Origin of the sequence: Shewanella sp. 10N.286.52.A9 (assembly GCF_041468985.1) — a bacterium.
Lineage (GTDB): Bacteria > Pseudomonadota > Gammaproteobacteria > Enterobacterales > Shewanellaceae > Shewanella > Shewanella japonica.
In genome coordinates this window covers 127,322-139,872 of sequence record NZ_JBFRJQ010000010.1, presented here as the reverse complement: position 1 = coordinate 139,872, position 12,551 = coordinate 127,322, and the positions used below count along the sequence as shown (strand labels likewise).

The 12,551-nt window shown below is 40.6% G+C and carries 6 protein-coding genes and 1 pseudogene; 4 read left to right on the top strand and 3 right to left on the bottom strand.

Annotation, left to right across the window (positions count from 1 at the left end; genetic code table 11):
• Positions 1-244 (bottom strand): annotated as a pseudogene (locus AB4128_RS09535) (hypothetical protein); the annotation flags it as partial.
• Between the two features lie 309 nt (positions 245-553).
• On the opposite strand from AB4128_RS09535, the gene AB4128_RS09530 reads away from it, so the two are divergent.
• The 4 genes from AB4128_RS09530 (at position 554) to AB4128_RS09515 (ending at position 4,849) form a co-directional block, all read left to right on the top strand.
• A complete protein-coding gene (locus AB4128_RS09530; protein WP_372037539.1) occupies positions 554-946 on the top strand; it encodes a nitrous oxide-stimulated promoter family protein in 393 nt (130 codons plus the stop codon).
• 145 nt (positions 947-1,091) lie between these two features.
• A complete protein-coding gene (locus tag AB4128_RS09525) occupies positions 1,092-1,925 on the top strand; it encodes a hypothetical protein (RefSeq protein ID WP_063124248.1) in 834 nt (277 codons plus the stop codon).
• 29 nt (positions 1,926-1,954) lie between these two features.
• A complete protein-coding gene (locus AB4128_RS09520) occupies positions 1,955-4,018 on the top strand; it encodes a S9 family peptidase (protein ID WP_055025517.1) in 2,064 nt (687 codons plus the stop codon).
• Positions 4,019-4,264: 246 nt separating this feature from the next.
• Positions 4,265-4,849, top strand: coding sequence for a YSC84-related protein (locus tag AB4128_RS09515; RefSeq protein WP_055025518.1), 585 nt, complete (start codon positions 4,265-4,267; stop codon positions 4,847-4,849).
• An 862-nt stretch (positions 4,850-5,711) separates the two neighbouring features.
• Here the strand turns inward: AB4128_RS09515 and AB4128_RS09510 are convergent.
• Complete coding sequence (locus tag AB4128_RS09510) at positions 5,712-9,305, bottom strand: VCBS domain-containing protein (RefSeq protein ID WP_055025519.1); 3,594 nt, start codon at positions 9,303-9,305, stop codon at positions 5,712-5,714.
• Positions 9,306-9,368: 63 nt separating this feature from the next.
• Positions 9,369-12,407 (bottom strand): TonB-dependent receptor, encoded by a 3,039-nt coding sequence (locus AB4128_RS09505; RefSeq protein WP_055025520.1) that lies wholly within the window; start codon positions 12,405-12,407, stop codon positions 9,369-9,371.
• Between the last annotated feature and the right edge of the window lie 144 nt (positions 12,408-12,551).

Below are 12,551 nucleotides of genomic sequence, written 5' to 3'. Positions count from 1 at the left end.
GCTCTGGCTCTGGCTCTGGCACGACAGTGTTAGCGCCAACGACAACCTCATCAACAGCCTTTTCAGTTGTTTCTTCCACGACTTCTGCTTCTACGTCAATCACATCTTCTGACACTGTCGTTTCTTGCGGTTTTTCTTGTTGAGCAGATGTTTTCTCATCTAATTCGTTCTGAGCAACCTTCTGCGTTCGACGGTACAAATAAACGCCCAACAAGACTAATAAAATAATGACAATATATTTCATTGATAACACCATACCTGTGTCATGTTTGTGTGTATTTAAATAGCTAAGCAGTCAAGCTCAAAGTCTATTCAAGAGAGATTAATTTTCACGCTGCTTTTTTGAGCAGGTTATCTAGTATTAATAAGCTATTGTGCAGCAATAAATCAAGTATTTATCCTGCTTTTGTGCCATTAAACATGATAAGTGGGGATAAATTCAAATTTTGAGATTTTTGTGCTTTAGCTCAAGCTTATAATCACCTAAATTGAACTGAATCATTGAAGCTAGTTACACTACTCATACCCGAGTAAATTACTAAGGTATTTATTGATGTCTGAATCTTTTATTCTCTCAGGAAAATTACTGTTTGAGCTCAACACAATGACAGCCATGGCTGGCATATATTGTCGTGCTCATCATCAACAGACACAAGGTAAAGAGTTGTGTGAGGAATGCCGTTCATTACTTGAATATGCCGAAACTCGATTAGATCGCTGTCCTTACGGTCAAGACAAACCAACATGCAATAAATGCCCAGTTCATTGCTATAAACCCCACATGAAACAAAAAGTCCGAGAGATAATGATCTACTCAGGACCACGAATGCTGATCCCCCATCCCATTATGTCGATTAAGCATTTATTATCAGAAAGAAAACCCGCACCAGGTAAGCCACCTGAAGGCGTTTCAAATCGTCACATAAGAAAGCAAAAAAAAGCTTAGGATACTGGTCGAAATAGTCGCTTAGAGGTATTATCACTTAGAATGAAATAAGGGGTAACTGATCGAACTCGGACCGTTTTTCTCGCAAGCTTATATTTGGTTATCTTTACTCGGCGGTATTCATTGCTTCGGGGTAGGCTTGTATGTGCGCTACATATACGCCAACAGCGATCCTAGCACGACACAAAGTAATCGTTTATTAGGCTCGTTATTTTTGCTCATTGCACTTTTTTTTGCCACTGGGGCAATCACCCGTGAAAATGCACCGATTCAAATTCATTTCATTTTGACCTTAATGGTGCCCTTTTACTTTTTATTGATGCCTTTACTTTATTCATACTGTAAAGCTTGCCTGCAAATTCCGGTATCAGATAGTAATATTCTCAAACACCTATCACCGACGTTAATCACTATGATTGCCATTATGTTTGCAGTGTTTTTCAACATTGGGCTGGATCCCACCGCTTCAACACAAGTGGTCAATTCAGTTAGCGAACTCCGTCATATCAACACGATTGCATTAGTCATGCCTGGGTTCATCATTTTACAAAGTGCCATCTACTTTGGGTTGATATTCAATACCATCAATAAACATAAAAAACGCTTTAAATTAACCAATCAACAAAGCTTAAAAGATATTAGATTGCGCTGGTTACTGATACTTACTGCCGGAATATTGCTTAATTGGGTACTGCGCATAGTGATGGTATTAATCCCATTTTATTTCGGTGATACTATTTCAGTTTTAGCTCATACCATTGCACGATTGTCACTGCTGATAACGGTTTATGGTTTTGCCTTATATGGTTTGCATCAAATTACCCGTGCTGCCTACCTCAGAGGTAACAACAATAACGCCAATCAGAATCAATCACACAAGCCACAAAAAGCCAGTGAGCAGTTATTAAATTCTGAAGAATTAAATTATTTACAAACCATCATCAATGAAGATACGGCCTCAGAAAAGCGACTCCATTAACACACATCAAGAATAAGGAAAGGAGCTCCATGTCAACGTTATTAACCCGCCTTCGCCCAATTGGGCTTATTTCTCTACTCAGTATTTCTTTTCAGACAACAGCCGAATCTGCACTAGAAAAAATCACTATTGATGACTTTTTTGACATCGCCATGATGAAACAAGTGAGTTTTAGCCCTAATGGTAAAGAAGCGATTTGGGTAGAAAGTCGTTGGGATGAAACGCTCGATAAAGCCCAATCTGACTTATGGAAAGTCAACACTAAAACCCGTCAAACTCAACGCCTCACATTCAGTAATGAAAATGAAGCAAGTCCAGTTTGGAGTCCAGACGGGCAATATATTTACTTTCTTTCAAAACGTACTGACAACCATGAAAAAGCGCCACTGAATGGCAAAAACCAAGTATTTAGAATGACTAATAGTGGTACGGACTTACAGCCATTGACCAAAGAAACTGAAGGGGTAAATGCGTTTCAGTTAAGCCGTGATGGTAAAAACTTGTATTTTACTGGCAATAAAACCACCGAAGAAACCGATGTCTGGAGTGAAATGCGCAGCCGCCATGATGCGCCTCAATATGGTCATGGTGAACACCAGTCAAATCCACTCTATGTGCTTGATTTAGAACACTACAAACAACAAACCTTAATTGATGACGATAAGGTAGTCTGGCAATTCAGTGTTAATAATGCCCAAACTAAAATTGCCCGAATTACGACCGAAGATAATGAATTAGTAAAACTTGAAGGTTGGTCTGACATTGATATTTATGATGTGAAGCAACAACGTCATCAGGTATTGGCTGATCAACAATGGCGTCAACAAGCTCCATCACCTTACGGTTGGTTATTAGGGTTGGCTTGGCATGATAATAATCAGCAACTGGCCTTTCGCATCGACTTTGACGGTCACCCAGGCAAGTTATTTATCGCTGACACCGCCAAAGGCAACAACAGCATAACCGAGCTCTCTCGCCCGAGTAAGGTCACCTTAAATGGACAAGATATTCAGTGGCGTCCAAACAGTGATGAAATTTGTTATCGCGGTGCAGAGTCTGCTCGAGTAAAAATTTATTGCACAGAATTTATCAAGAACAAGCAAGGTGATAGCCGTAAAGTCATAGATGCTGACATCGTAGTCGGCAGCTATGACTTTAATTCATCAGGTAAACAGCTCGTGCTGAGCCATAATGGCTTAACTCATTTTAGCGACCTTTTTATTGCTGATGCTGATAATCGCCGCGCTAAAATTAAACGTATCACTGACATCAACTCGCAAGTAAAACAATGGCAATTACCACAGATTTCCATCGTGAAATGGCAAGCACCCGATGGCGCTACCGTTGAGGGTATATTAGAACTTCCACATGGCTATAAAGCGTCGCAAGGGAGATTACCACTGATAGTACAAATCCATGGTGGTCCTACATCTGCGACACCTTATGCACTACAACATCGCTCATACGGACGCAGCACATTTTCGGCGGATGGCTGGGCGATCTTATCGCCAAACTATCGTGGTTCAACGGGATTCGGTGATAAGTTTCTCACTGACTTAGTGGGTCAAGAACACGATATTGAAGTCAGCGATATTCTTGCAGGTGTTGATCATTTAATCGCTGAAGGCATCGCTGATGAAGATAAAATGGCAGTGATGGGCTGGAGTAATGGCGGCTACTTAACGAATGCCCTCATCAGCACCACCAATCGCTTTAAGGCAGCAAGTTCTGGTGCAGGCGTTTTCGATCAACGTTTACAGTGGATGTTAGAAGATACCCCAGGTCATGTAGTGAACTTTATGCAGGGATTACCGTGGGAACAGCCAGAAGCTTATAAAAAAGCGTCATCACTGACCTATGCCAATAACATTAACACGCCCACATTAATTCATATCGGCGAACACGACCAACGTGTGCCTTTAGGCCATGCTCAAGGGTTATATCGTGCTTTAAAGCACTACCTTAATGTGCCCGTTGAATTAGTTGTGTACCCAGATGAAGGTCATGGATTAAGTCGATATCAGCATCGAAAAGCCAAAATGGAATGGGACAAGAAATGGTTTGATTATTATGTGCTAGGTATACAAGACTAGAAAACAGCCTTTCATATCAAGACTGTATCTAAGTGCGCTTCGCGTCAGTAGGCTGAACCTTAGCTGACAATAAGCGCGTTATTTTTGCCCTTTGACTCACGGCTTTGATATGCTGCTTGCAAACTTGCATCAATTCAGCTCATTTTTATTGTGAGTACGAACATGATTTGCCATTAACATTAATGAGCAAGTAGTGACCCTACATAACAGCTGAAACCAATCCGATATCGATTAACAGGAGTTAGCATGAAAAATATTTTATCCGTCTTAGCACTGAGCGTTGCGCTGTTAGGGCTTACTTTTTCTACCACTGCCCATGCAGATAAATATGCTGACAAATACGCAAAGACCATTGCTGACTTTAAAAAAGCCCCCGAAGTGCAGAGCTTTTTCAATGATGCTTATGGATATGCCGTTTATCCAACAGTAGGTAAAGGTGGTGTAGGTATCGGCGCCGCCTATGGTTCAGGTCGAGTCTATCGTGGTGGCAGCCACACTGGTGACTCAACCCTATCTCAGCTGTCTATTGGTTTTCAATTGGGCGGACAAGCATACAGCGAGCTTATCTTCTTCAAAAATAAAGCTGCGTACGACGACTTTACCAGTGGCACATTCGAATTTAGCGCCCAAGCCTCAGCCGTCGCCATTACTGTTGGTGCAAACGCTCAAGTTGGCTCGACTGGTAATTCTGCCGCTGCAGGTAATGCTGGAAATCGCACAGCAGCCAAGGCAAGTTATATGAATGGCATGGCAATTTTTACAGCGGCTAAAGGTGGCTTTATGTATGAAGCGGCCATTGCCGGTCAAGCTTTCAGCTTTGATCCGAAATAAGCTTATTTAAACAATAAACTGTCACCCATTAAAAATGGCTGCAATAGTAGCCTTTTTACTCTCTAAAATAAGAGCCAACCCCTTTTGAGCTTATTTGTCGCTGCGAGCATAAGTTGACATAACCTTTATCTGACTTTCAAGCTCTTAGCTTAAAGATATAACCATATCCTGATATAAAATATAACCATAAGCTGACAAATTGTAATATTCACTAATAAACGAGAATAGTGTCATGTTCTTTTATTACGATTAAGACATTAGCTCTTTCTAGCTCACTTTTGTACAAAAGTAAGTTAATGCAGAAATTATAAAAGTGAGCTGTGATATTAGAAAATGTATGGTAATAAATTAAAGTTTACACTGACCCAACATATTCTTGATTTATATAGGAACGACAATCAGTAATATTATTGAGATGTTTAAGCATAATGAGTGTAAAAGTAAAGCAAAGCAAATGGGTGGTTATTTAATTACAGTGACGAGATCAATCAAGTCATTATCTAATACTGATCAGTTAACAATTTTGGTCGTTATATCAGGTACGGCATAAAGGTTTCTTTATTGTATGGTTGCCTTTCATTGAATTATCTCAAGCGCTCTAAAAGCTTGATCTAAAATCTGTTATTTTCACTCACCTATTTATTAAAATTCTTATAGCTGGATATTTAAAAAACTCGCTAAAGACGAAAAAGATAAAGAGGAAAAAATAGATACTTTGTTTGCTATTTATCACTTTTAAAAAAGCGAAAGTCGCATTCAAATAGCACACTTTGGTCTACAAAATAAGTACAAAAAATGCCGCTATCAATAAGCGGCATTTTTAACACATTATTTAAAAGATTAATTTACAACAGCAAATTAATTAGTCCTCTTGCACTGTTGCTTCGGCAGAACTAGAGTAAGTCGTACTTAGATCGTCACCCACAGCATAACTTTCGAAGTCCTCAGATAGCACTGCAGTATCGTTTGCATCAGCGATAACAATGTCATCAGCGAGTAACTCTTTTGCTGACTCTTTCGAAGAGCTACCTATACGGATTTGATACGTTTCTGTCGCTGTACCTGTATTGATTGCTTCATAAGGACCGTAGAACGTAGTACCACCATCAATTGAAAGTGAATAACCTGTTGCGGTCCATTCAAGCACTACATCAATGTCCGTATCATTTGCATGCGTTAAGCCATCAATGATTTGCTGCGATTTAGATGAATCACGATATTTAACACTACCATCATTACTAAAGATAATTTCGCCTGTTAGGTTACTTGAAGAGGCTGAGCCACCATAAATACTAATATAAGCGGTATTATCTTCGCTAACCTCTGGTGTTGCAGTGAAGCCAGCAATCGCCTGTAACTTAACGGTTGTTGAAATAGCGCCTTCAGCAAGTGGAGTCGTGGTTAAGCGTAACTCAGCGTCAGCGTCTAGTGATGTGTCAGCCATTCGGGCAACTTTATTTACACTACTTCCCGCTATGGTCTTAACGGTTGCTTCAGCAGAACTTGAATACATTGCACTTAAATCTTCACCTTCAGCATAAGTTTCGAAGTCTTCAGATAGAACCGCCGTATCTGTTTCATCAGCAATGACGATATCATCAGCGAGTAATTCTTTTGCTGACTCTTTCGAAGAGCTACCAATACGAATTTGATACGTTTCGGTCGCTGTACCAGTATTGATTGCTTCATAAGGACCGTAGAACGTAGTACCACCATCAATTGAAAGTGAATAACCTGTTGCTGTCCAAGCAAGAACTACATCAATATCTGTATCATCAAAATAAGTTAAGCCATCAATGGTTTGTTGATCTTTATTTGCATCACGATACTTAACAGCACCGTCTTTAGCAAAGACAATTTCACCCGTTAAGTTACTTGAAGAAGCAGAGCCACCATAGATACTGATGTAAGCGGTATTATCTTCAGAAACTTCTGGTGTAGCAGTGAAGCCAGAAATTGCTTGTAGCTTAATGGTTGTAGAAATAGAACCCTCAGCAAGTGGCTCCGTTGTTAAACGTAACTCAGCGTCAGCAGTTAATGATGTATCAGCCATTCTGGCAACATTGTTTGCTCCAGTATCAACAACAATTGTGCCTGTAATTGTGATTGCTAATTCAGCGGTAGTGCCATCAAAAGATTCAATAGTAAAGGTATCGATTTCACTTTCACCCACAACAAGTGCTGCAATAGTGGCATTAGCAGTATCAAGTGTATACGTCCAAGAGCCATCTTCTAAAATTGCTAATGTACCGTATGTACCCATTAAGGTTGTCTGAACAATAAAAGCTTCGCCATCATCTGGGTCAAGTACACTTACAGCACCTGCTGCCGTTGCCTCATCACTTGCAATTCTTCCAGTTAAATCAAAGAATGCTGCTGGCGTAGCTTCTTCTGTGCCATCGCCTGCATCAAATACAGACACTTCAGCGTAAATAGCTAGGCTATATTTGCTGTCTGTACCATCTAAAGTTTCACCTGCATCATAGCCTTCAAAGTCATCTGAAAATATACTTGTAGTGCCAGCGGTATCAGAAAATACTTCAATGTTATCAGCATAGAAAGAACCGAAAGGAATCGTTCTATCATTATCACCGAATCTAAATTGGATAGCTTTAACACCATCAGCGAACCACTGGTCTAAGCCTGTATAATCAGAGTCAACAACTGCTGCAGTAGAGAATGAACCTCCACCAATCACTTCACCATCAATAGTCACGGTGATTTGATCTGCCTGATCTAAGTCCCATGTGATTTCTACATCATAAAACTGCTCTTCAACAAATGGGGCAGTGATTATATTGCCAGGGTAAGCGTCACTGTCAGTATTTCGAACAAAGAAACGAGGGTCAATTACTGTGCCGTCGTCTTGAGTTTGAGTTCCTTGAATACGCAAATCTATAAGCGATTCACTAGAACTACCAGATGAGCCATAAAGCGTAATGTAGGCATCTTTAATATTTCCATCACTACCAAGCGCAACCTCTTTAGATATAGATGCAGTCAACTTACCTTGACGAAGGTTATCAACGCTAAATCTAATCTCACCCGTATCGCCGCCTGTATCGCTTATTTTTACAACTTGAGTAAGTGAAGCAACACGAATATTAATTTCAGCAGTGGTACCATCAATAGAAGCGATAGTGATTGAATCACTTACAGACTCACCTAGTTCAAGGTTCGCTAAAGTATCATTTGCAGTGTTAACCGTGTAAGACCAGCTACCGTTGGCACTGATACTAAATGTACCATAATCAAGTGCCACATCAGTTTGAGCAACAAAAGCATCTTCTTCGAAGTTTGGATCGATAATGGTTAGTGAACCAGTTAATGGATCCGTAGCTGTATGTTGAACAGTACCGCCAAATTCACCTTCGATGATTGCTGCAACAGGGTCATTGTTATAACCAACAGCGGCTCCAATTCCGTCAAGTAACGCCTCATCAACAGAACTAGCAACTTGTGAAGTCGTTTGCAAATTAATTTGTGCTGTCTCAAGTGTAACTAAAGACTCTTCAGAAAAAGAACCATCAGCGACGTCACTAGCAAGATCTTCCATAACGGTAGATAAATCTGCGTCTGCGTTGTCTGCATCAACTTGTGATAGTAGCGCTAGCACAGAACCATATCTATCAGCATCTTCAGCACCATCAGCACCAAGTTCAACAGTACCAACTAAAGTAGGAAGCACTTCTGTTGTATCAAAACGAATACCAAAACGAGCATTAATTATTTCAGCTGCGTCAGCAAACTGGTTTAAATCACTACCCGCGTTTTGAACAGCCATTTCGGTTAAAGGAGAAACAACATAGGTAGGTGGTGGTAGTATGGTTTCCACACCCTCATCATCAGTCTCAATAATATTTTCAACTACATTCACTACAGATCTTAGTTGAGGAGCATCTAAGGTTAAACCTGTTGATTCGTCCGTATAAGTACCGCCAGTACACGCAATTAAACCCGCACCTTCGAAGTGTACGTCGATAAAAGTAACGCCACCTGAAGTGTCAGAGGTTGCAGTGCCTTGCTCAGGAAGAACCGCAGCACCACTATCATCAACTTCAAATATCTCACAAGTTGCACCATCAATAGGTCCCTTAATAATGCTAGCAGAAACATCTAAGGTCGGGTTGATAGTGGGTGTAGATGCACCTACGCCTTCGGTAAAGCCTGCATCATCGGTATAATTAGCAGAAACAGAAATGACAGTGCCTTCGTCAGCTTCAGTAATTGTGTAAGATGTGCCGATTGTACCTGTTGACCAAACATAGGTAATGGTGTCTGCTTGAATTCCGTCAGCATCAGTAGCTGCTGCAGAGATTGTTTCGCCAGCGATAAAATTGCTTCCGGTTATTGCTATACTACCGCGAGTATTTCCATCTAGTTCAGCACCGTCATCACCGCCACAACCTAATAGGCCTGTCGCAATGATGAGCGATAAAAGAGATTTATTATTCATTTTTATGACTCCAAAAAGATTCTTTTCCAAATTTAGCTTGTTTTATTTAAGTACTAGACTTGGCTAGTACTTAAAGCTGACACCTGCGAACAGGCGAGGACCGTAATCACTTACTTGACCCAAGTTACCTTGGGTATAGAAGTCATCACTGCGTGGCTCACTGAACAAGTTAATTGCTGAAACTTTAATACGAAGGTGTTGATTGATTTTGTAAGCAGCACGAGCTTCCCAAATACCTGCCTCATCAACATAACGCAGTCTTGTGCCGTTAGAAGTGTATGGTTGGAAGTATTCACTACGATACTTGTAGATAAGAGCAGTATCAAAACCGCCTATTTGGTAGTAAACCTGTCCATTGAATACATGCTCAGAAAATCCAGGTACTGAAGCAGGAGGAACAATACCTACGGTTTCCTGAGTAACAACACCATCTAAACCAGTCGTATAGGTATTACCGTAGTTACTGTCTTCAAACTCATAGGTTGTATCGGCGTAGTTATAACCAAGCTTCACACCAATGCCTAAATCCCAACGATACGAAAATGTCGCTTCGAAACCATAAAGGTCACTGTTTTCGTCAGTAGTGACTGAATTAGTAATAGGTAAAGAAACTTCCACACCGTCAACGATAAAATTCTCTAACTGTGTTTGCTGTTGGTAACCGCCATTGAATTGCTTATAGTAAACACCTAGCGCTACCATAGAGTCATCGCTTGGATACCATTCAAAAGCAGCGTCATAGTTCCATGACATTAATGGTTGAAGATCAGGGTTACCTGAACCATTAACACCAACCAACAAGTCTTCAACTGATTCAGGATCATCCGAGTCATCGGTTACGAATGTGCGGCTATAACTTAGATCAGATGGATCTGCACGTGACATACCTCGGTAAATTCCGGCCCTTAGGAGAATATTGTCATCATAATCAACGACTAAGTTAAAGCTTGGTAGTACTTCAGTGTAATCACCACCACTTTCAATCTTTTCAATACTTCCGTTTGGTACTAATTCGACGATACCTGTCGCCGGATCAGTGACAACGTCGAAACCTTCTCGAAAGCCAATAGAGGTAACGTCAGTATCCACTACACGAACACCAAAGTTACCACGAATATATTTACCAAACATTTCAGTGTCGTAATTAAGCATGGCGTAAGCAGAGGTAGTTTGTTCTGTTACGTCAATAGTACCCGCATTCTCGTATGTAACATCTGGGTATGCGAATTCGCCGCCTTGTGATGCTGCTACTGCTTGAGAGAAACACTCGTTATTGTAAGTTGCCCACGAAGCGCCTGTACCGCTTTCTACAACATTACCTGAACTGTCAACATGGGTGATAATATCACCGTCAGAAACACTGGATAAAAAATCAGTCTCAGGGAAGGCTATTTGGCAACCTTCAAGTACATCGATGGCCGATGTTGCAGATTCATCTAAATTATATGTAGTTCTTGAGCCATTACCGTTCGTGCCACCAAATTGAACAAATGTTAGCTCAGAAACGCGAACACCAGCTTGAACGCTACTAAAAAAATCACTGTCTAGAATATAATCAACATCAAGGCGTGCACCCATAATTTCGTTTTCGCGGACATTTTCTCTGTCGATACGAGTACGAAGGCTATCAGTAAAATTGGAAATATCAGTCACATCAAAATCAGTCACTGTGAAATGAGGAATATGTTCACCTAAATCCCAAGATAAGAAAGGACGAGAGCTCGTTCTTCCTCGGTTTGTTATTTGTAGTTCTTCACGGCTGGTTTTAGAATAGCCAAGGTCAAGACTAATCTTTAGATCATCAGAGAAAAAATGTTCAACGTTCAAGCCATATCCACGATATTTTTCTTCACGCGAAAATTGCTCGCCCGCAGACTCGATGCGTTCTTCACCTTCCCAATGTAGAATACCGCCAACATCGTTCGTGATCAGATTTTGTCCCGTTACACCCGGTGTAACGCGCTTTTGTAAGAAAATTAAATCATGACGCGCTTCTGCTTGGGTACGATCTGAAATTTGCGCGTCAAAATTGATATCCCATTTATTTGAGGGTTGGTATTGTAGAGCAAAGAATAAAGCGTCTCTTTCATCAGAGGTTTCATTTTGACGGAAGCTTCGGCTTGAGCCAGTCCATGCGTATTCTCTACCATCATCTACTGCAAGACCTGTGTCTGGATCAATATCATTATTATAACCTTGGTTATTTGAGCCAACAATTTCATCTTCACAATCGCCCGCTGAGCTACGGAAAAAACCGGTATTGGTATCGGTTGGATCATTCAAACATGCCCACAAAGATGAACCCGTTGGGCTTGAGCTTCTATATTCAGCTTCTGGCTGGCTAATATCTTGACGCTGCAAACCTACACTCAAACCAAATGCTTGACCGTTATCAAACTCAAATTGATCAACATAACTTAGTGTTCCACGGTAGCCCAAATCACCTTGAAGTGAATTGTCAACGTTTGCTTGGTCTGGGTTGTAGTTACCTTTTACTTCAGCCTGAAAACGTTGCTTACCAAAATCTAAAGGCTTAAGTGTCTCCAGAGTAATAACACCGGCAACCCCACCTTCAATCATGGAAGCGTCTTGTGTTTTATAAATAGCGACTTTCTGCATCAACTCTGATGGGAACTGAGAAAAGTTAACTGAACGGTCACCACTACCATTGGTCGCTTCACGGCCATTGATGTTAGTGGCACTTAAGAATGGACCTAAACCACGAATACTGATTTCAGTAGCACCACCATTTTCACGGTGAGATGATGCCCCCGTTAATGTTTCTAGCGCCTCACCAATTGAAAGTGCAGGTAAATCACCAATATCTGAAGCAGATAAACCGTCAACAACCGTGGTAGATTCACGCTTTATTGAAATTTGGTCTTGAATTGTTTTACGTGTACCAGTAACGACAACAACTTCTATATCATTATCAACTTTATCTAGATTTTCAGTTTCGGCTTCTTGTGCTATTGCCGAAAATGCAAAAGAACTGGTTACAGAAGTAAATGCAGCAAGCTTCATCCATTTTGCTATAGGTGAAAGCTTGAACTTCCCTATTTTATGGATGGGTTTTGTTTTTTTACTTAACTTCGTCGACATACCGTACTTCCCCTTAGTATTTTAATAAGCATGTTAATGCCATTTATTGGTATATTTATTTTTGCAAGCAGGTTACTGCCATTTACTTCTTATATTTATTATTGCAAGCAGGTTACTGCCATTAAATTCTTATATTTATTATTG